Source organism: Priestia endophytica (assembly GCF_026790145.1).
In the GTDB taxonomy this organism is placed as follows: Bacteria; Bacillota; Bacilli; order Bacillales; family Bacillaceae_H; genus Bacillus_I; species Bacillus_I endophytica_A.
The window spans coordinates 537,563-563,817 of sequence record NZ_JALAMS010000001.1; the positions used below are offsets into that span (position 1 = coordinate 537,563).

Annotated in this window: 22 protein-coding genes, 1 pseudogene and 1 riboswitch; of the genes and pseudogenes, 20 read left to right on the plus strand and 3 right to left on the minus strand. The window is 36.9% G+C overall.

The features are described from left to right. Positions 1 to 2 precede the first annotated feature (2 nt). Positions 3 to 731 (plus strand): exonuclease domain-containing protein, encoded by a 729-nt coding sequence (locus tag MOC86_RS02770; RefSeq protein ID WP_268582609.1) that lies wholly within the window; start codon positions 3 to 5, stop codon positions 729 to 731. A 95-nt stretch (positions 732 to 826) separates the two neighbouring features. Continuing rightward, positions 827 to 1,375, plus strand: coding sequence for a hypothetical protein (locus MOC86_RS02775; RefSeq protein WP_268582610.1), 549 nt, complete (start codon positions 827 to 829; stop codon positions 1,373 to 1,375). Between the two features lie 14 nt (positions 1,376 to 1,389). Here MOC86_RS02775 and MOC86_RS02780 read toward each other — a convergent pair whose 3' ends face one another. Next, the gene (locus MOC86_RS02780; protein WP_234962031.1) at positions 1,390 to 1,851 is read right to left on the minus strand and encodes a hypothetical protein; all 462 of its coding nucleotides are present in this window, start codon (positions 1,849 to 1,851) and stop codon (positions 1,390 to 1,392) included. Positions 1,852 to 2,170: 319 nt separating this feature from the next. Next, positions 2,171 to 4,000: an APC family permease gene (locus MOC86_RS02785; protein WP_268582611.1), complete on the minus strand. Its 1,830-nt coding sequence runs from the start codon at positions 3,998 to 4,000 to the stop codon at positions 2,171 to 2,173. A 116-nt stretch (positions 4,001 to 4,116) separates the two neighbouring features. After that, positions 4,117 to 4,260: riboswitch (cyclic di-AMP (ydaO/yuaA leader) on the minus strand. 254 nt (positions 4,261 to 4,514) lie between these two features. Here MOC86_RS02785 and MOC86_RS02790 point away from each other — a divergent pair. The 6 genes and pseudogenes from MOC86_RS02790 (at position 4,515) to MOC86_RS02815 (ending at position 10,146) form a co-directional block, all read left to right on the plus strand. Then, entirely contained in the window at positions 4,515 to 5,072 is a 558-nt protein-coding gene (locus MOC86_RS02790) for a YdhK family protein (RefSeq protein ID WP_268582612.1), read from the plus strand. Positions 5,073 to 5,184: 112 nt separating this feature from the next. After that, positions 5,185 to 5,829: pseudogene (locus MOC86_RS02795) on the plus strand (histidine kinase N-terminal 7TM domain-containing protein); the annotation flags it as partial. A 219-nt stretch (positions 5,830 to 6,048) separates the two neighbouring features. Beyond that, complete coding sequence (locus MOC86_RS02800; protein WP_268582866.1) at positions 6,049 to 6,720, plus strand: GGDEF domain-containing protein; 672 nt, start codon at positions 6,049 to 6,051, stop codon at positions 6,718 to 6,720. 255 nt (positions 6,721 to 6,975) lie between these two features. Further along, complete coding sequence (locus tag MOC86_RS02805; protein WP_243513627.1) at positions 6,976 to 8,163, plus strand: MFS transporter; 1,188 nt, start codon at positions 6,976 to 6,978, stop codon at positions 8,161 to 8,163. A gap of 94 nt (positions 8,164 to 8,257) precedes the next feature. Continuing rightward, a complete protein-coding gene (locus MOC86_RS02810; RefSeq protein WP_268582613.1) occupies positions 8,258 to 9,643 on the plus strand; it encodes a PepSY-associated TM helix domain-containing protein in 1,386 nt (461 codons plus the stop codon). A 35-nt stretch (positions 9,644 to 9,678) separates the two neighbouring features. After that, complete coding sequence (locus MOC86_RS02815; RefSeq protein ID WP_268582614.1) at positions 9,679 to 10,146, plus strand: FixH family protein; 468 nt, start codon at positions 9,679 to 9,681, stop codon at positions 10,144 to 10,146. Between the two features lie 72 nt (positions 10,147 to 10,218). Here MOC86_RS02815 and MOC86_RS02820 read toward each other — a convergent pair whose 3' ends face one another. Next, positions 10,219 to 11,115 (minus strand): LysR family transcriptional regulator, encoded by an 897-nt coding sequence (locus MOC86_RS02820; protein ID WP_268582615.1) that lies wholly within the window; start codon positions 11,113 to 11,115, stop codon positions 10,219 to 10,221. 186 nt (positions 11,116 to 11,301) lie between these two features. Here MOC86_RS02820 and MOC86_RS02825 point away from each other — a divergent pair, with 186 nt between their 5' ends. The 12 genes from MOC86_RS02825 to MOC86_RS02880 all read left to right on the plus strand — a co-directional run bounded on the left by MOC86_RS02825 (position 11,302) and on the right by MOC86_RS02880 (position 25,799). Then, positions 11,302 to 12,234 carry an ACP S-malonyltransferase gene (locus MOC86_RS02825; protein WP_268582616.1) on the plus strand — a complete coding sequence of 311 codons (933 nt, stop codon included), beginning with the start codon at positions 11,302 to 11,304 and terminating at the stop codon, positions 12,232 to 12,234. A gap of 15 nt (positions 12,235 to 12,249) precedes the next feature. Then, a complete protein-coding gene (gene mdcA, locus MOC86_RS02830) occupies positions 12,250 to 13,887 on the plus strand; it encodes a malonate decarboxylase subunit alpha (RefSeq protein WP_419146597.1) in 1,638 nt (545 codons plus the stop codon). A 4-nt stretch (positions 13,888 to 13,891) separates the two neighbouring features. Next, positions 13,892 to 14,755, plus strand: a complete 864-nt coding sequence (locus MOC86_RS02835) for a triphosphoribosyl-dephospho-CoA synthase (RefSeq protein WP_268582618.1) — start codon at positions 13,892 to 13,894, stop codon at positions 14,753 to 14,755. Then, the gene (locus MOC86_RS02840) at positions 14,730 to 15,026 is read left to right on the plus strand and encodes a malonate decarboxylase subunit delta (protein WP_268582619.1); all 297 of its coding nucleotides are present in this window, start codon (positions 14,730 to 14,732) and stop codon (positions 15,024 to 15,026) included. Before MOC86_RS02835 ends, MOC86_RS02840 begins: the two co-directional genes overlap by 26 nt. Continuing rightward, positions 15,019 to 16,704, plus strand: a complete 1,686-nt coding sequence (gene mdcD, locus MOC86_RS02845; RefSeq protein ID WP_268582620.1) for a biotin-independent malonate decarboxylase subunit beta — start codon at positions 15,019 to 15,021, stop codon at positions 16,702 to 16,704. The genes MOC86_RS02840 and mdcD overlap by 8 nt, the downstream gene beginning before the upstream one ends. Beyond that, positions 16,695 to 17,309 carry a malonate decarboxylase holo-ACP synthase gene (locus MOC86_RS02850; protein WP_268582622.1) on the plus strand — a complete coding sequence of 205 codons (615 nt, stop codon included), beginning with the start codon at positions 16,695 to 16,697 and terminating at the stop codon, positions 17,307 to 17,309. Before mdcD ends, MOC86_RS02850 begins: the two co-directional genes overlap by 10 nt. 198 nt (positions 17,310 to 17,507) lie before the next feature. Beyond that, a complete protein-coding gene (uxaC, locus tag MOC86_RS02855) occupies positions 17,508 to 18,935 on the plus strand; it encodes a glucuronate isomerase (RefSeq protein WP_268582624.1) in 1,428 nt (475 codons plus the stop codon). Positions 18,936 to 18,972: 37 nt separating this feature from the next. Next, positions 18,973 to 20,349 (plus strand): glycoside-pentoside-hexuronide (GPH):cation symporter, encoded by a 1,377-nt coding sequence (locus MOC86_RS02860; protein ID WP_268582625.1) that lies wholly within the window; start codon positions 18,973 to 18,975, stop codon positions 20,347 to 20,349. Between the two features lie 101 nt (positions 20,350 to 20,450). After that, entirely contained in the window at positions 20,451 to 21,449 is a 999-nt protein-coding gene (locus tag MOC86_RS02865) for a LacI family DNA-binding transcriptional regulator (RefSeq protein WP_268582626.1), read from the plus strand. 67 nt (positions 21,450 to 21,516) lie between these two features. Next, positions 21,517 to 22,977, plus strand: coding sequence for a tagaturonate reductase (locus MOC86_RS02870; protein WP_268582627.1), 1,461 nt, complete (start codon positions 21,517 to 21,519; stop codon positions 22,975 to 22,977). A 14-nt stretch (positions 22,978 to 22,991) separates the two neighbouring features. Next, on the plus strand, positions 22,992 to 24,482 hold the full coding sequence (locus MOC86_RS02875; protein ID WP_268582628.1) for a UxaA family hydrolase: 1,491 nt from the start codon (positions 22,992 to 22,994) through the stop codon (positions 24,480 to 24,482). 18 nt (positions 24,483 to 24,500) lie between these two features. Then, positions 24,501 to 25,799: a Gfo/Idh/MocA family protein gene (locus MOC86_RS02880; protein ID WP_268582629.1), complete on the plus strand. Its 1,299-nt coding sequence runs from the start codon at positions 24,501 to 24,503 to the stop codon at positions 25,797 to 25,799. Positions 25,800 to 26,255: the final 456 nt, after the last annotated feature.

The window sequence follows — 26,255 nt, forward strand, 5'->3', positions numbered from 1 at the left end:
TAATGGGGTTTGAGCCGTTTATTCATTTTATGAGGGAGATGCATGGTAAGCTAAACGCCAGTATTTTTGGCGGAGCTCAAGGGATGAGTTCTCAGCAAATAGCTTATTTGCGTCAGCTTCAACGAGAACTTGATGTAGAAAGAGCGTTGAATGTGCCTCTTTGTGAACTTGACGTCGTTGTGTTGGATTTAGAGACAACCGGTTTTTTTCCTAACAAAGGGGATGAAATTCTTTCTATTGGAGCTGTGAAAGTAGAAAAGGGAGAAATGATGGAAGCGAAATCATTTTATTCGCTTGTTCGATATGAAGGAACCTTAAAAAAAGAGGTCAAAGAGATAACGGGAATTAATGAAGAAATGGTCAAAAATGCTCCTTCTCTATCAGATGTGCTCATTGACTTCTTTTCTTTTGCAGGAGATATGCCAATTGTTGCTCATCACGCAAATCATGAAAAGAATTTTTTGCAGCATGTAAGCTGGAAGCTATTTCGCGCACCTTTAAAACACCGAATTATTGATACTTCTTTTTTATATCGAATTGCTGATGAAAAAGATGATAATAAGCCGCTTGAAGAATGGTGCCTTGATAATAACATCGTTGTAGAGAATCGCCATCATGCACTTGGAGACGCAAAGCTTACAGCAAAGCTGTGGTGCACATATGTTAAAAAAGTTCAGAAATCAGGGTGTGAAACGCTAAGAGATGTATACGAGCGTATTGCAGCTAAATAGAGAGCATTTCGTGATGAAATGCTTTTTGGTTTACTCTTAGTAAGAATGGGGAAGAGATATAGTAAGTTAAGCGATAAAAAGAGGAGGAGAAAAGGATGAACAAACAAATGTATAAAGAATATACGGATCAAGAAGCAAATAGTAAGCTTTTAAAAGGAATCATTATTGGTGGAATTATTGGTGGAGCTCTTACTCTTTTTGATTCCACAACGCGCAGCAAAGTGAAAAAGGCAGCGTCGGGAATGACTGCTTCTTCAAAAGAAATGTTAGTGAATGTAAAAGAAAATCCTCAAGAAACAAAAAATCAAATGATTGACCGTTTTAAGACGGCTTCAACGACTCTAAAAGATGCTATTAGTGATGCACAAGATTTGTATGCTAAATTTAATGAAGACGTATTTAGCAAAGTAGAAGAAGTGAAAGACATTTCTTCAGATGCAGTTTCAACAGTCAAAGATTCTAAAGAAGATATTAAAGAGGTAGGTTCAAAAGTAGCAAAAGCAGGTTCACAAGCTGCTGAAGCATATCCTCAAGCGTCCGAGAACAAAACAATGAGCGGAAATGTGGACAACCCTCCACAAAAACAAGCTTCTCCAGAGCTTAAACCTGTTGAAACGGGAACTAGCAGACCAAATCAAATGTAATAAAAAGAGCAGAATTAGTTCTGCTCTTTTTTTACGTTTAGCAAAAAAGATAGCAGTATTTTGAGCAACAGCCCTATTAAAATTCCTGGAATAACAAAGAGCATAGGGAGAAACACAGGTCCTAAATTATGGTGAGCAATTTCAATTTTTGAATAATACATAAGTCCAACTGTTACAGAGTAAGCGCAGAAGGCAAAGGGAAGGAACGTTAACGGATGTTTCCCACCACCGTCATCTTTAAAGGCATCCCACATTGCAAAAAAATAGATACAAGGATAAAACATGAGCCATCCTATCTCAGCTGTTTCAGAAGCTTTCTCAATTTTTCCTAGAAAGCTATAGTAAATTGCTTCATTAAAATTTGCTCTTACATTAATTACTAGTTCTAAAATGATAAATGTAATTCCTTTTATATATTTCCCGTTTAAAAATTGACCAAACCCTGGGAAAGCAATACTCCAAAAAATTCTCTCCATTTTCAAGCTCTTTCTGATAATCTGTTTTGTTTAGAAAAAGAGAGCGGTTTATAGGAGATGAGATTATCGGGATTAACCTGCTTAAACGGGAAAAAAGGAAAAATAGTACCTTCATACCAAAAAAGATTTCTTCTATTTAGTAAAGAAAAGAGAAGGATAAAAACGGGGTAGAGAAACTTCATAAATACCCTCCTTTTATAAAATAAGCTTCTTTTTATCTTTTTCAATTACTGGAAATTTATGCGGGGGAAGTCATAATATCAGAAGTAAGCAAAAAGGAAAGCGTATTTATGATGAAAAATACGCTTTCCTTTTTTAGTTATTTCTTAAATTTGAATGGAAGAGTTGTTACAATAACGTTTTTTCGATAAAGCAAATGTGCTTTCAACAATAAACTGGACTGATTGTGAAGCATATTGTGCCAGCTTTTGCTTGTAATAAACTGTGGAATGAGGACTGTTACTGCCATATTGCTATCTTTTGATTTTTCTTGCACAATGTCGATGAACCGCAAGAGCGGACGGACAAGGCTTCTATATTGAGAATAAAACGTAACAAGTCGAATGTCTGGATGTACTCTTTTCCATTTTTCTTCAAGTACTTTTTCACTTTCACGATCAAAAGCAATGTGAACAGCAATAATGGTATCTCCGATAAGGTTTGCATAACTTAATGAACGTTCTACAGCTTTTGTCATTCCTGCGACAGGAATGATCACTACATTTCCTGATAAAGCAAATGTGGTTTGATCGTCATCTGAAATGCGAAGCTGTTCACCAACTGCTTCATAATGACGTTTAATACGATGAAAAGTCAGAACCATAACTGGTAAGAAAATGAGTACTGCCCACACTTGAGTGAACTTTGTTGTAAAGAAAATAATGAGTACAATAAATGTAATAAGAGCGCCGACTAGGTTAATGATCATTTTTCCTTGCCATCCTTTAGGCTTTTCTTTCAGCCACTTTGCAATCATCCCTGTTTGTGAAAGTGTAAAAGGGATAAATACACCAACAGCATAGAGCGGAATAAGTTTTTCCGTCTGGCCATTGAAAATAACAATAAGCAAAATAGAAGCAGCACCAAGAGTCACAATTCCATTTGAATATCCTAATCGGTCTCCACGAATAGTGAACATTCGCGGAATATATTTGTCTGTTGCAAGATTAACAGCTAGAAGAGGAAAGGCTGAGAATCCTGTATTTGCTGCAAGAATTAGAATCAAGGCTGTCGTTCCCTGAACGAAATAGTATAATCCGTTTCTTCCCAAAACTTCAGCTGCGATTTGGGAGACAACTGTTTCATTTCCTTTTGGAGAAATGCCATACCAATAGCCTAAAAAAATAATTCCTGAAAAAAGGATTGCCAAAATGATTCCCATTGCGCTAAGCGTTCTGACTGCGTTTCGAGCAGCAGGATTTTTAAAGTTTGTTACCGCATTTGAGATAGCTTCAACTCCTGTAAGAGCTGAGCATCCTGATGAAAAAGCTCGTAATAGAAGAAATAAGCTAATTCCAGGAACAGCTGTACCCATTGCTGTATGTGTAACAGGGGGAGTTTGCCCTGTTGTAATGTTCCAAAGACCAACTGCAATTAAGATTAAAAGAGCAATTACAAAGAGGTACACAGGATAAGCAAGGACAGACGCCGATTCTGTCACACCTCGTAAATTTAAAAGAGTAATAACAATAACGAGTATACAAGCGATAAGTACTTTATAATCGTGAATGGCAGGAAAAGCCGATGTAAGGGCATCTGTTCCAGCTGCAATACTTACTGAAACGGTTAAAATATAATCAACTAAAAGTGAGCCACCTGCAATAAGGCCAGGATTTTCTCCTAAGTTCTTTTTCGATACAACGTAAGCTCCGCCACCTTCAGGATAAGAATAAATAATTTGACGGTAAGAAAGAATAAGCGCCATTAGTAAAACAAGGACTCCAATAGCGATTGGAATAGAATACCAGTATGCGATAACCCCAACTGTTGCAAGAACAATTAAAATCTGTTCAGGACCGTATGCAACAGAAGATAGCGCATCAGACGAGAGAATAGCAAGCGCTTTTAGTTTGCTTAACTTTTGTTCTCCAAGCTCGTTTGATTTTAAAGGCTTTCCAATTAACCACTTTTTAAGAGCTGAATAGTTCATTATTTTTCCTCCTAAGATTTTGCCATTTCATGAAGGAAGTGTTTACTAGGCTTAAAAAAGAGCGCAAAAAAGAGCCCTAAGGTTTTCCTTAGCGCTCATATTAAGCAGCATAAAGCAAACCTTCTCTATAAACGCTGATGAGGTTAGCTGTCGGATTCGGGCCTTTAGAGTAGCCCTACCTTTTTAAAAGGATTCACCCCTAGTGACAAAGCACAAAAAATTGGGTCCCCCACTCCTTACAGATTAAGCGATATAAGGTGAAATGGAATTTCAATATGATGTTTTCATAGGTAATATACTGCTAAAAATTTAATTTGTAAAGAGAAAAATTTTTAGCTTTTTTTCAAAAGAAAAAGGTCATTCGCCTCTTTAAATGTCTTTGCTTATTTTTTAAAATGATAATTTAGAAATTTTTAACAAACCCTCGATTTTAAAAGAAAATGGGTATATTATAGCTTGTTTTATACCCGTATAGGGTATATTGTGGAAGAGAATAAAGAGAGGAGTGGTGATGATGTATAAAAAGCTTGGTTTGATAGGATTAGCAGCTAGTATAAGTCTTAGCGGGTGTAGTGAGAAAAGTGATTCAAAGGCTACAGAAGAGACAACAATGCAGGATGAACATCAGCATAAAGAAGAGCACAGCGGAACCGAGAAAGTCCCTGAAGATTTACAAAAGGAAAAACACCCTCATTTTAAAATTGGAAGTGAAGCTATTATTACATCAGGTCATATGGAAGGAATGAAAGGAGCACAAGCAACAATTGAAGGGGCCTATAACACAGTAGCTTATGTTGTCTCATATAAGCCAACAACAGGAGGGAAGACGGTCAAAAACCATAAATGGGTGATTCAAGAAGAGATAAAAAATGCAGGAAACGAAACGATGGAAAAAGGAGATAAAGTTATTCTTGAAGCAAAACATATGAAAGGGATGAAGGGAGCAGAGGCAACGATTGTGTCCGCTAAGGAAACGACAGTTTATACGGTAAGCTATACATCAAAAATATCAGGAAAAGAAGTGAAAAATCACAAATGGGTAACAGAAGATGAGCTAGAAGAAATAAAATAAGAGAATAAATTAAAAACTAGTCAATAAGTAGAGATTTGCTATATAATGAAACAAAAAATAGTTCTTTTTAACTGTTGAGAGGAAACGGATCGTGGAAGAATTATGAATATATATTACTGGTGTAGCAGCTGCAGGTTTATTAAGCTTTTTTCTTTGTTGTTATTCTTATTTTAAAATAAAAGATGCACCTGATGCTACTTCCTATACACTTGTGACGCTTTTGTCCATCTTTTTCACTTTTTCTTACGTTTTTGAACTTAAAAGCACTTCATTGGTGCAAATAAAGTTTTGGGTAGGGATGGAATATTTAGCATTGCCTTTTATTCCTCCCTTTATTTTACTCATGTGTTTTGAATACATAGGCAAGAAGATTAGCGTGTGGCTTCGTTATATTTTATTAGCTATTCCACTCATCGCACGAATGATCTCCACCATCTTTACTATACGACTGTTTCTTTAAGAGCGGATGCGCCATTTCCAGTTGCAAACCTAGAACACGGACCTTTTTTTATCTTCATTCATTTTTATGTTTGCGTGTATTGTAACAGGAGCAATTGTGCTGCTGATAGAAATAAAAAAAGCACAACTTCGTTTCAAAATACAGCTTCTTCTTATGTCTTTTGGCTTGCTTGTCCCCATGATAGCAAATTATTGTTATTTGAATGGAATTAGCTCCTATGGGATCGACCTTGGACCAATCTCAATGAGTATTTCGTTTCTTTTCCACGGTATAGCTCTTTTTATGTTTGAAATGTTTAATGTTGCGCCAATTGCGAGAGATCGTGTTTTTGAGAGTTTGCAAGAAGGCGTTATTGTGTTAAATCAACAGACTCATATTGTCGATTACAATCAAAAGATGACGTCTATTATACCCGCTCTTAGCAAATGCTCTATTGGAACGAGTGTCCTACAAATTGTGAGAGATAACGTGGACCTTTTTTGCATTATGGAAGAAAGAAAAGACTGTGACTATAAAATGATACAAGAAAATAAAGAAGAATATTTTCACGTTCGATTTTCTCCTATTCAAAATCAGCAAGGGTTTCAAGTTGGATTTATTGTAACGTTCAGTAACATCACAGAACGAGTGATTCTTCAAGAGAAACTTCAACATCTTGCAAGCATTGATGGATTAACAGGAGTTTTAAATCGTACGTTTTTTATGCAGAAAGCAAAAGCACAGTTTCTAAAGTTTCAGCAATATGGTGGGCAAGCCTGTATTATCATGTTTGATGTGGACCGGTTTAAGAGTGTGAATGACACATTTGGTCATGAAGCAGGTGATGCTGTATTAACGGGTATTTCTAAATTTGCAAAAGATCCTTTAATAAATAGGGGGTTTATAGGAAGATATGGAGGGGAAGAATTTATTATTTATATTCCTGATGTTTCCCTTGTTGAAGCGTATGAATGGGGGGAGCAAGTTCATCAAAAAATAGAGCAAAAAACTGTTATTGTCCAAGGAGCAAAAATCAATGTTACATCAAGCTTTGGCATTTCCTGCTTTGATGACACGTACCATTCCTCATCTTCAACGTTGAAAGATGTGATTCGAGAAGCAGATGAGGCTTTGTTTGAGGCAAAAAGAAATGGAAGAAATCGTGTTCATTTTGTAATGCATTCTAGTTCATATAAAAAATTAACGTAAAAAGGCGCAAAAACAGCGTCTTTTTTTTATTGTATAGGTGACGTTAAATTTCTAGCTTCTTTATGTAGTATAGTTAGAAATCCTCTTCCTCTCATTGATAAACTGTTTGTTCTACAATTCATAAGGGTACGTAAAAATGTGGAGAAGGTTTGTAAAGATTTTTTTATAATGACCGCATTTCTATAGACTTTTACGAAAAAATCCTATATCCTAGTCATTTGTATGAAAATATAGAGTGAAAGGAGAGAGAAGAATATGAGCAGATTCTCTGCTTCTCGAAATATTATTTTAACTGTATTTATGATTTCAACATTCGCTATTGGAATGACTGAATATGTTGTAACAGGTCTTTTAACTCAATTTGCTGAGGATTTACATGTGAATGTTTCTACAACTGGACTTCTTTTAAGTGTTTATGCAATAAGCGTTGCAATATTCGGTCCTCTCTTGCGAATTGCAACAATCAGATTACCATCAAAGCCTCTTCTTCTTGGTTTAATGGGCTTGTTTATTATAAGTAATATTATCGCAGCTACGGCACCAAACTTTCAGGTGCTTGTCTTATCTCGTTTGTTATCTGCTGTTATGCATGCTCCTTTCTTTGGTTTATGTATGAGCATTGCTTTTACGCTTTCAACACCCGAGAAAGGAACCCGTGCAATTGCCGCTGTACAAGGTGGACTAACAATTGCTATTATGTTGGGCGTTCCATTTGGATCTTATCTTGGCGGGATTTTTGACTGGCGCTATGTGTTTTGGTTTGTAGCATTGTTAGGCTTTATTTCGCTTATTGGTCTTATCCTTGTTGTTCCAAATCAAAAGGTTGGTGTTGCCCCTAATTTACGTTCAGAGCTGAAAATATTTAAAAATCGGAATGTATTACTTGTGCTTGCTATTATTGTTTTCGGTTTTTCAGGTGTTTTTACAGCCTATACATTTACAGAACCAATGCTTACGCAAATTGCGGGTTTTAATGTAACGAATATTACAATTGGTCTTTTTGTTTTTGGAGTTGGTGCTGTTATTGGCACTTTTGCATCTGGCAAAATCCCTCCACATCTTTTAACAGAAAGACTAATGATGGTTCTTATTGGATTAGCAGCCGTTCTTGCTTTGTTTACTTTCCTTATTCCATTTAAATTTGTAGCCTTTGTCATGTGCTTTTTATTTGGGGCTGGAACCTTTGGTACAACGCCAATTTTAAATGCTAAGATTATTTTAGCTGGAAAGGAAGCTCCATCACTTTCAGGGACGATTGCCGCTTCTATTTTTAATTTAGCTAATTCAATTGGTGCAACTCTAAGCACAGTCTTTTTAAATGTTGGAGCAAGTTTTACCCTTATTACGTTAATTGCCTCAGGAATGATTTTATTTGGCTTGGTTTTAACCTTTGTGACCCACAAAGTTGAAGACAAATCTCTTTTTGCTCCTCAAAACAGCTAAACTATTAACAGTTTAGCTGTTTTTTTATAGGCCAAAATGCTCTGGTTTTTTTATACAATAATACCTATTTTAAAATTAAGAAGGTGAACACAAAATGACATCAGATGATAAAACTTCAAACCGGGATGAACGTCCCACAGCAAAAACTTCATCTTCCTCCTTTTATAAGACAATTTGGAGATGGCACTTTTATGCGGGGTTAATTTTTACTCCTTTTCTGCTTATATTAGCAATAACAGGAGGAATTTATTTATTCAAACCTCAGATTGAGAACTTTTTGTATCAAGATTTATATGAAGTAGAAAATGAAGAGGGGAGCGTCTTGCCTTCAAAACAAATTGAAGCTGTAACATCGAAATATATAGATGCTCATGTATATAAATATCGTCCAAGTGATTCACCTACTCGTTCATCAGAAGTAGGCGTTCATAGAGGAGATGGAACGTATACTATTTTTGTGAATCCACACAATGGAGAAATTATTGGACAATTAAATGATAAAGACCGTCTTATGGATAATATCGAAAAATTTCATGGAGAGCTTATGGTAGGTACGATAGGAGATCGCATTGTTGAACTCGCTGCATGCTGGGGGCTTGTTCTCGTTGTAACAGGTATTTACTTATGGTGGCCACGTAGAAAAACAAAGTTTTGGGGCGTTGTACTGCCGCGTTTTTCGAAGGGGAAGAAAGTTCTTACGAGAGATTTACATGCAGTACCTGCCTTTTGGATTTCAGCAGGCTTACTGTTTCTTATTTTTACAGGTCTTCCATGGTCTGGTTTGTGGGGGAATACGTTTCAGCAGATTACAACAAATGCAGGACTTGGATATCCACCTTCTGTTTGGGTTGGTGACGCACCGAAGTCTGATGTACAAACAAAAGAAATTGCAGATGTGCCTTGGGCAGCTGAGACAATGAAGGTTCCTCTTTCAACATCAAAAGACCTTTTGCCACTTTCAATTGATGATGTAGTAAAAGTAGCTGATGAGCAAAATGTTACAAAAGGATACAACGTCATATTTCCGCAAACAGGTGATGGAGTATATACGCTTTCACTATTTCCACCTAAAGCACAGGATGAAGTGACAATGCATATTGATCAATACACAGGAGCAGTACTTGCTGATTATCGATATGATAGCTATAAACCGTTAGGCAAAATGATTGCTTTTGGTATCACAATTCATAAAGGAACACAGTTTGGTCTTATGAATCAGCTTATAGGGCTTCTTGTTTGTTTAGGAATTGCAGGCGTTGTATTAAGCGGCTTTTATCTTTGGTTGAAACGTAAGCCAAAAAGCAAGCTCGGGGCTCCAAAAGCAGCTGAAAATCCAAAACAAATGAAAATTTTATCTTTTATCATTATTATAATGGGAATTTTGTTTCCGCTTGTGGGCATTTCAATTATTGTTGTACTTCTATTTGATTTCTTCGTGGTCAAGAGAGTACCACAATTAAAAAGATTTCTAAACGCTTAGGGAGACAAAAGATAAGAGATTCAGAGGTGTAAATGATGAAAAAAATTTTTTATCTCTTTTCGAGCTTTGTTATTATACTTTTGCTCTCAGCTTGTAGTGTTGATTCTGATGCGGCTAAATTGTATCGACAGTCAGAAAAGCTGAAAGCAGTTATTATGATTCCTAAAACTATGAATTCGAATGAGGAAGTAGGCTTGAAAGTAGAAGTAACAAAGGAAGATAAGAAAGTCGAAGAGCTAGAGAAAATGAATGTTGAAATATGGAAAAAGGGAAAGGAAGAGAATAAAAAAGTGATAGAAGGACAAAGAATAGCGAAAGGAACATATGAAGTAGTAAACACATTTAGTGAAGATGGAATCTACTACGTTAAAGCAGATGTTCGAACAAAGAACCTTCACATTATGCCAACAAAACAGATGATTGTTGGAGAGCTTTCAGAAGAGGACGCAAAATCATTAGAACCAGAAAAAGAGAAAGAAAGTAATCACCATTCACACCATTAACAAATAGACAAAAAAGCTTTTCCTTTTAGAGGAAGAGCTTTTTTTATGATTGATAACTTATTGGTACAGTTTTTATATATCTTTAAAGTCTTTTGAAGATGTAAGATTGGAAAAAAACTCAATTAAGAAAGTTTGGAAGGACAACGAAACGTTAGAATGCTGCTTTTCCTTCGGAAACGAAAGGTAAATGTTTCGTTCTGAAAAAGCCTCTTCTATTGGTAATAACACGACGCTTGAATTCAATACTTTATGCCATGTAATAGACGGAATAAACGAGACGCCAAGCCCTGCGTTAATAAGATCTCTTACTGTTGACGGGTTGTCGCTTTCATAAGAGATGGTAGGCGAAAAGCCAGCGAGTTCACAAATGGACTGAGCTGTTTTGCGTAAATTTTTATTTTCATTTAGTAAAATAAAGCGCTCATTTTTTATATCCTTTAGGGAGACCGTCTCTTTTTGAGCAAGGTGATGACTTTTGGGTACGCCTAACATAATTCGTTCTGTAAACAGACGAGTACTTTCTACATTTTTTAGATTGATAAGAGAAGACGAAAGACAAATATCAAATGAGTCCGGTACTTCCCTACCATCAATATTTTGGCTAATATGAAATTCCACTTTAGGGTGAATTTCACTAAACTTTTGAAGAAGTTCAGGAAGAATAGGAGAACCAACAAGTATAGAGAAACGTAATGTTCCAAAGACATGTGGCTGTAACCCTTGCAGCGCTTTTTTTCCCTGTTCTAAAGAATAAAGGGCTTTTTCCACATGTTCTAAGTACACTCTTCCAGCCGTACTTAACTTAATGCTTTTTCCTTTACGCAAAAAAAGATCAACACCAAGTTCTTTTTCGAGCGTGCGAATCGTTTTGCTTAAGGAAGGCTGTGAAATATATAAAGACTTTGCTGCTTTTGTCATATGTTCATATTTAGCTACTGTTTGAAAATAGCGAAGCTGTAATAAATCCATGAAAAGGCTTCTCCTTTCTTACTTATAACCCCAGAGTTATATCTATTATAAACGAATCCATATTTTACATAAAGAAAAGAGAAGAATACACTAAAAATAAGATATTACATAATAAATAGAATGCTTTGCGTACAATTTGAGCGTTCTTTCCTTTAGAAAATAACGCTAAGGAGGTGAGATGGAACAGTGAACAAAATAGCTTTTCTTTTTCCAGGGCAAGGAACGCAGTATGAAGGGATGCTTGATGATCTCCCCAAAACAACTCTTACTTCCTCACTTCTCGAGAGAGCTCAAAATCGGTTGGGTCACGATCCTCTTCTGCTTGATGATAAAGAGTATATTAATACATCTGTTGGTACTCAGCTTAGCCTGTTTATAAAAGGCGTTGTTTTAGAAGCTCATCTTGAGGAGGAAAACATTTATCCACATGTTGTTGCAGGGCATTCAATAGGAAGTTTCGCTGCAGCTGTAGCGGCAAAAGTCCTATCTTTTGAAGATGGACTTTACGTTGTGAAAAAACGTGCTGAATTAATGGATAACGTTGGCGGAGAAGAATATGGCATGGGCGTTGTTGTTGGGGTGAACAAGGAAAAGTTAGTTCACATGGTGGAGTCTATTCATAATGAAACAACGCCTGTTTATATAGCTAATGAAAATGCAGAAGATCAGTATACTGTTTCAGGAAAGCGGATAGGTATAGAAGTTGTGTTAGAAAAAGCAAGAAAGCAGGGAGCCTCAAAGGCAAAGTTTTTAAATATGACAGTTCCTTCACACTGTCCACTTATGGACAACGTAGGGAAAACGCTTTTTGATGCACTTGAAAAATGTCCAATTTCAGATCCTACTGTTCCTTTCATCGGAAATAAAAATGCTCGCCCACTTCAAACAGGTTCAGCTGTCAAGGAAGACTTAGCTTTTAACGTTTCTCATCCTGTTTTATGGCACGACTGTTCCACTATTATGAAGGAACTTGGTGTAAAACTATTTGTTGAAATGGCTCCTGGCCATGTGCTAGTAGATCTTATCAAACGTAAATTCCCAGAAGGACATTTTTTTCCTCTTTCATCCTTTTCATTAGATGATGTTCTGTTTCTAGTAAAGAAATACAAAAGTAAATAATAAGAGGTGAGTATGATGAAGAATCGTTCATGGACGACAAAACGAGATGAGAAAAGAAAAAAGCTAGCGTCTGTACAACATCTTGTAAAGGGTAAAATTATTGACGCCAAAAATATGAAAGAAGCCCTTGAGTGTCTTATTTCAAGCGGTGATAGAGTTGTACTTGAAGGGGATAATCAAAAGCAAGCATCTTTTCTTTCAGAAGCTTTAAATAGTGTGGATCCTAAAAAAATTCATGATCTTCACATGATTATGTCAAGTATTTCAAGGCCTGATCATTTAACTCTTTTTGAAAAAGGAATTGGAAGTAAAATTGATTTTTCTTATGCTGGCCCACAGAGTCTACGCGTTGCGCAAATGATTGAAGACGGCATGTTGAAAATGGGGGAAATTCACACATACTTAGAACTTTACGGACGTTTATTTGTTGATTTAATTCCAAAAGTTGCTCTTGTAGCAGCTGAGAAAGCAGATGAAAAAGGGAATTTGTATACAGGAAGCAATACAGAAGAAACGCCAACAATTATTGAAGCAGCCTCTTTTAAAGATGGGATTGTTATTGTTCAAGTAAATGAAATTGTCGAAGAGCTTCCACGCGTTGATATTCCTGCTGATTGGGTGGATTTTGTTGTTCAGTCTCCAGAACCATATCAGCTTGAGGCCTTATTTACACGAGATCCTTCTGGCATAACTGAACTTCAGATTTTAATGGGTATGATGGCTATTCGCGGTATTTATGAAAAGCATAATGTACAAAGCTTAAATCATGGGATTGGATTTAATACAGCAGCAATTGAGCTTCTTTTGCCAACGTATGGAGAATCTTTAGGACTAAAGGGGAAAATTGCGAAACATTGGACGCTTAATCCACATCCAACACTCATTCCCGCTATTGAGAGCGGTTGGGTTGAAAGCATTCATAGCTTCGGCGGGGAAGTTGGAATGGAGAGGTATACAGCAGCGCGTCCTGACGTTTTCTTTACAGGGAAAGATGGAAAAATGCGTTCGAACCGAGCCCTTTGTCAAGTTGCTGGGCAATATGCAGTAGATATGTTTGTTGGTTCTACACTGCAAATGGATTATTACGGGAACTCTTCTACAGTAACTTCAGGGCGCTTATCAGGATTTGGAGGTGCGCCAAACATGGGGCATAATCCACATGGGCGCAGGCATTCAACTCCAGCTTGGTTAGATATGATTACAACAAACTCAAGTATGGAAAGAGGGAAAAAGCTTGTTGTGCAAATGTTTGAAACATATGGACAAGGAAACTCCCCTGTTTTTGTGGAATCATTAGATGCTATTAAAGTGCGTGATGAAGCAAATCTAGCAACAACTCCTGTGATGATCTACGGAGATGATGTTACACATGTTGTAACAGAAGAAGGAGTTGCGTATCTTTATAAAGCTGAAGGGCTTGAGGAAAGAAGACAAGCACTTTCGGCAATTGCTGGAGTAACAAAGCTCGGACGCGAACAAAGCCCAAAAGAAATGAAAAATCTGCGAGATAAAGGACTTGTCGCATTACCGGAAGATTTAAAAGTGAAACGAACAGAAGCTAAGCGTTCCCTGCTTGCAGCTAAGAATGTGCGTGAATTGGTTCAATGGTCAGACGGTCTTTACGATCCGCCTGAAAAATTTAAGAACTGGTGATGTTATGGGGAAAATAGCCGTTTTTAATACGAGTGAATATTTAGGGACATTAGCTGTAAAGGCGCTAGTCGATGAAGTGTGTTTAACACCTAAGCCAGGACTAGTTGATGAAGAAAACAACGGCTCTCATCATGATTTGACACTTGCCATGATGAAAGCTTCTGCTCGTTCCCTTTATCCTTTTTTTGTGGAAATGGCACAAGCTGCTAAAGGTAAACAACCCTCCCAATCGTTGCGAGAGATATTAGGGGAAATAGGAAGGAAAGCAGAAGAAAAAATGTTTGCTGTAACAAATGGAATAAACACGCATAAAGGAGCAATTTGGTCTCTTGGTTTACTGATTGGAAGTGTTGCTTCACAAGGAAACAGCACTTCAGAGGAAATTGCGAAAAGAGCGGGCAAAATTGCTCGTTTTGAGGATGCTTTTATGATAAAAAGGTTAACAAATGGAACGAAAGTAAAGAAAAAGTACGGAGTAAATGGAGCTGTAGGAGAAGCCAAAGCTGGTTTTCCTCATATTATAAAATTTGTTTTACCAATGCTTAGAGAAACAAAAAATATAAATCATAGTCGTTTAAATGCCTTGATGGCTGTGATGGCACATTTAGATGATACGTGTATTCTTCATAGGGGAGGAACTCTTGCTCTAGAAAAGGTGAAAGAAGGGGCTCGTGCCGTTCTTCGAAATGGAGGAGTTGGAACAAGAGAAGGATTTCAAAGTCTTCTAAAATTAAATAGCCTTGTTGAAGCACTTTTTGTGTCCCCTGGTGGGAGTGCAGATTTACTAGCGGCAGGTCTCTTTTTATATGAATTAGAGAAGAGAGGAATTGGAGGGAATTTAGATGGAAACACTTCGTTACGTTTATGAAGGAAAGCGAAAAATAACCAAACGTGCGCATATTGGGGTTGTTGCATCAGGTGATCTAGAAATACTTGTTGAGCCAACAGAAGAGAAGGAAGCAATCGTGACAATTAAAACTGGAAGTGAAGGATTTAAAGAAGTGTGGGAAGCTGTGCTTGAGCGCTTTTTTATAAAAAATGAGGTAATAGGAATATTCACAATAAACGACTTTGGAGCAACTCCTGGTGTTGTAGGACTGCGTTTAGCTCAAGTGTTAGAGGTGAGTGAACATGAGTAAATTGAAAGAAAGCTTCATCGAATTAAACGGACGTGAACGAGCAAAAGCAATTTTAGACAGTGGGGCAGGAATTGAACTTTTAGATCCTTTTGAAGGGATGAAGTCTCCGCATCTCGAGCCACAAGGAATCGTTCCTCAAAATGATGATGGGGTTATCGTTATAAAAGGTGAAATTGATGGAGAAAGAGTTGTTGTGATTTCAATAGAAGGAGCATTTCAAGGAGGCGGTATTGGGGAAGTATCGGGAGCTAAAATTGCTGGTGCGCTTGAGCTTGCTTTAAAAGACAACAGAGAAGGAAAGAAAATAGTACCTGTCGTTGTATTTGATACAGGAGGTGTTCGGCTTCAGGAAGCAAACTATGGACTTCTATCAATTGCAGAAATTCAAGGAGCCATTGTTGCTTTAAATGAATATGTTCCAACAATTGGAATCATCCCAGGCAAAGTTGGTGGATTCGGCGGGATGTCGATTACAGCAGCTCTTTTTTCTCACGTTATGATTACACCAAGTGGACGCTATGGTTTAAATGGACCTGAAGTTATTGAACAAGAAGCAGGAGTAAGAGAACTTGATTCAAGCGATAAAAAAATGATTTGGGAAATGATCGGCGGAACACAAAGAGTCAAAACAGGTCTTGTAGACACGCTTGTTGAAGACGATATTGATGAAATCCTTTCAAACGTCAAAAAAGCGATGAAAGAACATCCTGTTAAAAATCGGACAGAGGAAATTAACTTCTATTTAACATTAATTAATAAAGCATTTGCACAAGATACCTTTACTCCGAAAGATTATGAGAAACTGTATCATCATTTAAAAGAACAAGAGGTAGAGGAACTCCCTAAAGAGAGAGTAAAAGGGAGTGATCAAAAAGAAGATCAAAGCCGAGGAAGAAAGTGGTTTGAAGCATTAACAAGCGTTCAAAGTCCTTCTGGATGGGCCTCTACCGTTCTTTCACATAGTAATGAAAATGAAAACTATATAGCAGTAGTTCCTGATTGTTATAGCCGATTCAAGCGAGCCCGTCACGGTGAAGTCGGTTTATATGAAGGATGGAAAATTGCACAAACGGTGCAAGAGTTTATTAAAAGAGATGAGAAGAATGAAAAAAAGCGGGCTATTATTGCTGTTATTGATGTTCCATCACAAGCTTACGGCTACAAAGAAGAAGTGCTTGGCATTAATGTAGCTCTTGCTGCTTCTGTAAACATGTTAGCAAAAGCAAGACTTTGCGGTCATCCAGTGATTGGATTTATTCCAGGAAACGCTATTTCAGGTGCTTTTTTAGCACTAGGTCTTCAAGCTAATGTTTTGCTTTCAATAGATGATGATAAAATTAATGTACAAGCGATGTCAAAAAAGTCAGCAGCGCGTATTACAAAAAGAACGATTAGAGAGCTTGAAGAAGCAACAAAGAAGGTTCCTGCTATGGCTTATGATATTCATTCTTACAAAACGCTTGGTGCTCTTTCACAGCTTATAACAAATATCAATGGAGATGATCCTTCAGAAGAAGATATTCATATTGTTAAAGACGCGCTTATAACTAGTATTCACGATGTTCAAAACCGAAATGATCGTTCCCTTTCCATTCGCTTGGAAACAAAGGAAGCTCTTTTAGGCGGACGAAAAGCCTCTATTGAGGTAAGAGAAAGAATGAAAAAACAATGGAATTAAAACCACATGATTTAATTAAACTTTCTTCATTAAGAGATGGATTTTTAACAGAAGAGAACGAATTACCACAGTGGGCACAGAATTCTCTTCAAGCTTCTCCGTATGTTGTCGTACGAAGAGTGCCTTTTGGGGGAGAATATATACCTGTTGGTGTGCGGGGAAAAAAGCGAAGTGAACGATTTGGCTTTTATATAAGTAAGAGTGTCATTAGTGAGGTGATTTCACCTATTCAGTTACAAGAGAGTTTTCCATCAAAGGAAAGACAACATTTAAAAGCCTTTCAGACGCTAAAGCAAGTGAGGGAGCTTCTACAAACTGAAGAACGGTGGGGACTTGGAGGAAGCGTTGGTTTTGAGTTAGCTACAGGAGTAGAAACTGTAAAAGCGACAAGTGATGTTGACGTTATTTTATATAAAGAAGATGCAATAAATATAAAAAAAGCGACAGAGTTGTTAGCTAATTTGAATAATCTACCAAGTCGAGTTGATATTTCTGTAGAAACAAAGTTTGGAAGTTTCTCGCTGACGGAATATTGCAGTAAAGAAAGTTTCTTGTTAAAAACAATAGAAGGTCCAAAATTGATTCAAAAGCCTTTCTTTCCTTAGAAGGGCTTTTGAACTTAAAGAGAATTTAAGGAAATATGTTGCAAATGTTTATAATTCAGACTACAATAAAATAAAATGTTAACGATAACATTTTAAGAGTTAGCTAGTGATAAAATATTAACCTAACAATTTACTGATGAAATAAATATTGTTTATCACAAAATGTTAACGTTAACAAAAAAGGAGGATATTTAAAAGATGAAGGGATTTATGAGGGAAGATTTCTTACTTACAAACAGCACAGCAGTAAAGCTATATCATGAATACGCAAAAGATATGCCGATTATTGACTATCATTGCCATTTAAGTCCAAAAGAGATTTATGAAAATAAGCAGTTTCGTAATATAACAGACATTTGGTTAGATGGTGATCATTATAAGTGGAGATTGATGAGAGCGAACGGAATTGAGGAGGATTGTATTACAGGAAACAAAAGTGACTACGAAAAATTTATTGCTTGGGCTAAGACAGTACCAATGACAATTGGAAATCCGCTTTTTCATTGGACACATCTTGAATTGCAGCGCTTCTTTAATATTGATGAACTTCTGAATGAACGCACAGCAGATGATATTTGGGAGAAAACAAGCGAGAAGTTAGCAGATGGGTCACTAAGAGCAAGGGACTTTATTACAGCTTCAAAAGTTGAAGTTATTTGTACAACAGATGATCCTGTAGATTCCCTAGAGTATCACCTTAAAATAAAAGAACTTGAAAACTTTGATACAGCTGTGTTACCGAGTTTCAGACCTGATAAAGGACTTGAAATCAATCGGCAGGGGTTTAGCAATTGGGTTAAATCTCTCGAAGAAGCTGCTGGTATATCTATTGACAACTATGATCGTTTTCTAGAAGCACTTGAAAGCCGTGTTCGCTTTTTCCATTCTGTCGGAGGAAGAGTATCTGATCACGCTCTTGACCGCGTTGTATATGAAGAGGTAACAAAAGAAGAAGCAGGACGGATTTTTGAGAAAGTAATGCTTCAAGGACAAAGCATTACAGAGGAAGAAGAGCGAAAATATAAGACATATATGCTTATTTTCTTAGGGAAATTATATAAAGAACTTGATTGGGTTATGCAATTTCATATCCATGCTCTTCGAAATAACAGCACAAAAGGTTTTGAAAATCTTGGACCTGATACGGGATACGATGCAATGGACGACGGAGAAATAGCAAAGCCGCTTGTTAGTCTTTTCAATCAGCTAGAGAAAGAAGAGAGTTTGCCAAAAACCGTTGTATATTCTCTAAATCCAAAAGACAATCCTGTTATCGCAACAGTAATAGGAAGCTTTCAAGGAGGCGGAGTACCAGGGAAAATGCAGTTTGGAACAGCATGGTGGTTTAACGACCAGAGAGAAGGCATGTTAGATCAAATGAAAGCGCTATCAAATATGGGTCTTTTCAGTCAGTTTATTGGCATGCTTACAGATTCAAGAAGCTTTTTATCTTATACAAGACATGAATATTTTAGAAGACTTGTTTGTGACCTTGTTGGTACATGGGTTGAGCAAGGGGAAGTGCCATTTGATGAAGAACTTTTAGAACGCGTTATAAAAGGAATTTGCTATAACAATGCTAAAAGCTATTTCAATTTTCCAGCTTATACAGTTCAACAATCTTAGCTAAGAGAGGAGATTGTAAAAGAAGGGGAGTTCGCGATTGAGCGTTGTAAAAACAGAAGGAAAAGTAGAGGTCAAAGTAGAAGGACTTAGCATAAAAGAAAAAGTCTCCTATGGTATGGGAGACTTTGGAAATGGATTTATGTTTGACTTAGGACAGCTATACTTACTAAAGTTTTTTACAGATGTAGCAGGAATCCCAGCCGCCGCTGCTGGAGGAATTTTTCTTGTTAGCAAACTTTTTGCCGCCATTTGTGATCCAATTGTAGGCTCTTCTATTGATTATCGGAGAAATATTGGTGAAAGAGGGAAGTTTCGACCATATCTTCTATTTGGAAGCATTATTTTAGCTATTTTAACTGTTTTGACCTTTATTTCACCGAATATTTCCTCAACAGGAAAGCTCATTTATGCATATGCTTCTTATATGATTTGGGGGATTGGCTATTCCTTTGTTAATATCCCTTATGGTTCACTTGGGGCGGCAATGACACAAAACGCTGCTGATCGAACATCTCTTGCTGCTTTCAGACAAACAGGTTCTCTTGGAGCACTTTTTATCACAAGCATTGCTGTTGTTCCTCTTATTCTGTTGTTTCCGAGTGAAAAGATTGGCTACCCTGTTGTAATGGGGATAATGTCTCTTGTTGGCGTGTTGGGATTCTATATATGCTATCGTAACTGCCAAGAACGCATTGTGGTAAAAGAAGGTCCAAAGGAAAAACTTTCGTTCATGTCTATCATCAGAACCTTTGCTTCAAATAAGCCACTTTTAACACTTGTACTTATGACGGTTTTTACGATATCTGCCTACAACATTAAATCAGCAATGCTTATCTATTTTGCTCAATATAATCTCGGAAATGTTCAGCTTATGGCTTATATGAATTTTATTATTATTGGTTCCTCTTTTCTAGGGGTTATCATGCTTCCGAAGCTTGTGAAGCGCTTTGGTAAGAAAAAAACGGCAATGATTGGGCTCGCCATAAGCATTATAGCAGATACAGCAAACTTCTTTATGCCGTCAAATGTTGTGCTGTTCACTGTTTTAGCTAGCATTGCCTTTATCGGGATTAGCATTCCAAACGGAATTACATGGGCGCTTGTTTCAGACATTATTGATTATGGAGAATGGAAAACAGGAGAAAGGAAAGAAGGAACAACATATGCTCTCTTTAACTTTTCGAGAAAGCTCGCTCAATCCCTGTCAGGTTTTCTCTCAGGAGTTGGACTTGGTATTATTGGATACATTCCAAATGTTACACAAGCATCAAGCACGCTTTTAGGTATAAAAGGTCTGTTGCTTCTCTATCCTGCTGTTGCTTTGGGGATTGCAATGCTTGTAATTGGCTTACTTTATAAATTAACGGATGAAAAGCACGAAGAAATGGTGAAAGATCTTCAAGCTCGAATTTAGAAAATCCTCATCTTTAGCTGATATCTGCTTATTATTCGAGAGTTTTTGTGATATTCTTATACTGAAAATACAGGGTAACTCACTAAAGGTAGGTAAATGAAATGAGTGTTACAATTAAGGATATTGCAAAGCTAGCTAATGTATCACATACGACAGTTTCAAGGGCTTTGAACAATAGCCCGCTTATAAAAGAAAAAACAAAAAAGAAAATTTTAGATATCGCAAATCAGCTTAACTATATTCCAGACTATCACGCCAAAAATTTAGTGATGCAAAAATCACATACAATTGGTTTGTTTTTTACAAGTATGGGAACAGGAACATCACCAAGCTTTCTCGTTGATACAATTCGAGGAGTGAACAAGATTATTGATGTTCAGTACAATTTGTTTGTGCGCGGAATTGATGACTATGACGACTTTTCTTATATAAATAATAAGCGCTTTGATGGGATTATCCTAATGAGTCAAAGTGATCGTGATAATATGTTTATTTACAATATTATCGAAAAGCAAATTCCACTTGTTGTACTCAATAGGCAAGTGGACGATGACTCTGTCATGAATATCTTGTCTAATGATAAAGAAGGTGCTTATGAAGCTGGAGAATACTTCATTTCTTCAGGTCATAAAGATCTCGCTATTATTGAAGGAATTCAAGGATTCAAATCAACGCAGCAGCGAAGGGACGGCTTCTTACAATCGTTAATAGACAATGGAATCACAATCCGTCAAGAATATATTGTGCAAGGAAATTATGATATGCAAAGCGGATATGAAGCGATGTGTAAGCTACTTGATTTACCAAACCGGCCAACAGCTGTTTTTTGCTCAAATGATGATATGGCGATTGGTGCACTTAATGCTGTTTTTGAGCGAAACTTAAGCGTACCTCATGACATTTCTGTGATTGGTTTTGATGATATTGAATCTGCAAAGTATACAAATCCATCTTTAACAACGGTAAAAAGACCGATTGAAAAAATTAGCATGGCAGGCGTTGAGGCCATTTTATCGCTTATTAATGGGAAAGAAAACCTTCAAAAGAAGACGTTTATTAATACGGAATTAATTCGCCGCAAATCTGTGAAAAGCTTATGAATATAGAGCCGGTTATAGGAATAGCCGGCTTCTGATTGTTAACGTGTGCAAATGGGGAGGAATAAATATGAAATTAAGCCGTAAAAATGCAGAATCTCATTCTGTTCAAGCAGAGAATGTGCTTCAATTTGGAGAAGGCGTTTTTCTCCGTGGCTTTGTTGATTGGCAAATTCAGAAAATGAATGAGAAAGGCCACTTTAATGGGAGGGTTGTAGCCGTGAATCCTCGCAGAACAGGAAATGCGCCAAAATTAAATGAGCAAGATGGATTGTTTACGGTTTCTTTACAGGGACTACAACATGGTGAAATAGTTAAAACCTCCTCTGTTGTAAGTTGTGTGCGAAGAGGGGTTCATCCGTATAAACAGTATGATGAATATATAAAAATAGCAGAAAATGAAAATCTGCGTTTCGTTATTTCCAATACAACAGAAGCAGGTATTGCGTTTCGAGAAGAAGATAAACTCGGAGATCAACCACAGGAAAGTTTTCCAGGCAAAGTAGCAGCTTTCTTGTATCATAGATACCAATTTTTTAAAGGAGATGAAACAAAAGGTCTTATTTTCTTACCTTGCGAGCTGCTTGATCAAAACGGAGAAAAATTGAAAGCACTCTTGCTTCGCTACGCTGAAAAGTGGAGCCTTGAGAAAGAATTTAGCACATGGATTCAGTGTGCCAACACCTTTTGTTCAACGCTTGTTGATCGCATTGTTCCTGGCTATTCGGAAAAAGAAGCAGGGAGAATACAAGAAGAAGAAGGATACAAGGATGATCTTCTTGTTGTTGCAGAGCCTTTTTATCAGTGGGTTATAGAAGCTCCTTCGTTTGTACGTGAGGAATTTCCAGCTGAAAAGGCAATGTTGAATGTGAAATTTGTAGACGATATTACCCCATATTCACTTCAGAAAGTAAGGATATTAAACGGCCTTCATACAGCAATGATGCCTATTGCATATCTTGCAGGATACAATACAGTAAGAGAAGCGATTAGCAGTCATCACATTGGGATTTTTATTCGAGCCCTTGCTTATGATGAGATTATCCCTGTTCTTTCTGTTTCTAAAGAAGAAGCATCGGCATTTGCAGAGGCAGTGCTTGAACGATTTCAAAATCCGTTTATTCGTCATGACTTATTAAGTATTTCTCTTAATAGTCTTACAAAATTTAAAGCTAGGAATCTTCCAACATTGAGAGAGTATGTGGAAAAGTATCGGAAAGTTCCAAAGCTTCTTTCTTTTTCTCTTGGTGCGCTTTTTGTTTTTTATAAAGGTAAAAGAGGAGAAGAGAAGATCCCACTTTCAGATCAGAAAGAGCTTATCGAGCTATTTCAATCTCTTTGGGAAAAAAGCAATAGTGAGAAGGAAATTCACCATCTTGTGAGCACCGTTCTTTCGCTAGAAGAACATTGGGGTGAAGATTTAAGCAAAATCCCTGGATTAGCAAATGCTGTAGAGCATGCTATTTTGCAAATTGAAGAAGCAGGTATGGAGAACGCCCTAAAAAAACTTTTTCATTTATCAACAACATAAAAGGAGTCGAGAAAATGAAAAACATAATTAAAATTCATGAAGCTGATAATGTAGCTGTTGCGTTAAGAAGTTTTCGTGACAAAGAAAAAATTACGGTTGCAGGAGATGAAGTAGAAGTTAAAGACGGAATAAAAAGCGGACATAAGATTGCGCTAACAGATATTGCCCAAGGAGAAAATATTATCAAATATGGAGCTCCTATTGGGCATGCAACAGAGAGGATTGCAAAAGGAGAATGGGTACACACTCATAACACGAAAACAAATTTAAGCGACAAAATAGAATATACATTTCAACAAAATCTAGTACACAATACAGGAGTGAAAGAGCATAGAACTTTTAAAGGATATCGGCGTAAAGATGGAAATGTAGGTATCCGTAATGAGCTATGGATTGTTCCGACAGTTGGATGTGTAAATGGAATTGGGGAACGGATGATTAAAGAATTTGAGCTTGAAGTAGGTCCTAATAACCCATTTGATAATATGATGGTTTTAAAACATAACTATGGCTGCTCACAGCTTGGGGACGATCACGTAAATACACGCACTATTCTAACTAAAATGGTTAAGCATCCAAATGCAGCAGGAGTTCTCGTTTTAGGCCTTGGATGCGAGAATAATGGTTTAGAAGATTTTAAGGAAGCGCTTGGTTCTTTTGATGAAAATCGGATCAAATTTTTACGTTCACAGGATGTAGAAGATGAAATTGAAGAAGGAGTAAAACTGCTAAAGGAAATTAGTGCAGCTGCTAGCAATGATAGACGAGAAGAGGTACCGTTAAGCGAGCTTAAAGTTGGGCTAAAGTGTGGAGGATCTGATGGTTTGTCTGGTATTACAGCTAACCCGCTTCTTGGTCGCTTTTCTGATTGGCTTATTGCACAGGGAGGAACAAGTGTCCTTACAGAAGTTCCAGAAATGTTCGGTGCCGAAACATTATTGATGGAGCGAGCTAAAAATGAAGAAGTATTTCATAAAATCGTTGATTTGATTAATGACTTTAAGTCATATTTTCTCACCCATAACCAGCCAATTTATGAAAACCCTTCTCCCGGAAATAAAGAAGGTGGAATTACAACGCTTGAAGATAAATCGCTTGGATGCACACAAAAAGCGGGAATTTCGCCTGTTGTAGATGTGTTGAAATATGGAGAGTCTTTGGAAGCTAAAGGTTTAAATCTTTTGAGTGCTCCTGGAAATGACCTTGTTGCTTCAACAGCTCTTGCCGCATCAGGGTGTCAAATTGTACTTTTTACAACAGGAAGAGGCACTCCTTTTGGTACCTTTGTTCCAACAATGAAAATATCAACAAACACGTCGATTTATGAAAAGAAGAAGCATTGGATTGATTTTAATGCAGGAACACTTGTTGAAGAAGAAAATGAAGAAGCTTCTTTAGACCGTTTTATTACGTATATTACTTCTGTTGCAAACGGAGAACTTGTGAACAATGAAAAGAACAGCTTCCGGGAAATAGCAATTTTTAAATCAGGTGTTACGCTTTAGAAGAAAGGGGAATGAAGAGTGAAAAAGTATGCCATTTGTGGAGTAAGTAACAGAGCATTAGGAATGTTTATTAAACCGATGTTAACAACCTTTTCAGATCATAAGATTGTTAGTTTATTAGACCATGATGAAGCAAGATTTGAAGCCTGTAAAAAAAGATTCCCAACCCTTGCTATGACTCCCGTTTATTTTCCAGAGGAGTTTCAGAAGATGGTAGAACGAGAGAAACCTGATGCAGTGATTGTAGCAGGGAGAGATGATACACATGTTGATTATATTATGAAAGCTTTAGAAAACAATCTTGACGTGATTACAGAAAAACCGATGGTTACAACAGCAGAAGATGCAAGAAAAGTAATGGAAGCGGAGAAAAAAAGTGAAGGTTCTGTAAAGGTGACGTTTAACTATCGATATAACCCTTACCATCGTAAAATCAAAGAAATGATTTTAGATGGAAAACTAGGAAGAATCACTTCTGTTGATTTAAATTGGTATATTGATACGTATCATGGCGCAAGTTATTTCAAACGTTGGAACAGATATCGCGATCGTTCAGGAGGGCTTTCTATTCACAAGTCAACACATCACTTTGATCTTGTTAACTGGTGGCTTAACGATGTGCCCGAGGAAGTTTTTGCATATGGAAGTCTACATTACTATGGAGAAGAAGGAGAATGGAATCCATTAAAAGAGAGCGGTCGTTTTTGTGGTACTTGTCATGTGAAAGATCGATGTTATTATTACCAGAGATGGAACAATAGAAGTGAGAGTAGAATAGTTCAAGATGATCATCTGCAACAGGATATGATGAACGGCAATCAAGCTATGTATACAAACTATCGTCCTGATGCTTGTATTTTCGACGATGACATTGAAATTGAAGATACGTATGCTGCTGCGATTAAATATAAAAAAGGGGCGCTCTTAAGCTATTCTATTAATTTTTCGCTTCCATATGAAGGATATCGCCTTGCTATTAATGGAACAAAAGGAAGAATTGAGACAACGGAATATCATGAGCCAAGTCGAATTCCATTTCAATTTCCAAAGCAGAAAATTGATTATTTTCCGCTGTTTGGGGCAAAAGAAAGCATTGAAGTTGTAGAAACCGAAGGAGGACACGGAGGTGGAGATCCACTTCTTTTAGAAGAGCTTTTTTTAGGAAGAGATCCATTGCGAAATTATGATATTTTAGCAGGAGCAGAAGCTGGTGCCTACTCCATTGCAGTAGGAGAAGGGGTATGGCGTTCAGTCCAAGAAAAGCGTCCAATTTCAATTGAAAATCTGCTAAAATTCAAAGAAAAAAGCAGAAAATAAAATATGAATCCGCTTTCAGAAATGTGTTGTATTCTTCTAGAGAAAACATTATAATGAAAACATAAAAGCTTAACGTTAACATTAGAGCAATTTTTATGCTAACGAAGGAAAAGCAGAAAGGAGGACGGGGGTAAAAAAGACTTTGGCATATACGTGAGCGTGAATTTCAAGCTAAGAAGATTGAAAATTATAAAAAAGAGAAGAAAACTTCTTAGCTTTGTAAGTTAGCGATCCCTAAAATGTTAACGTTAACATTTTAGGGAAGTAGAGATAGATAACAGTTTTAAGAAAAAAGTCGCGCAATAAAAAAAGCAAGAGAAATTAGTGGGTAATTTCTCTTGCGAACATAGCCTGTCATTTTTAATAAATTCATAGACATACCATTATTGAAACATAAATTGCGATCTATGACAAACAAAAACTCATGTTTCTTTATCGGTGCTGTAAAGAAGGGGA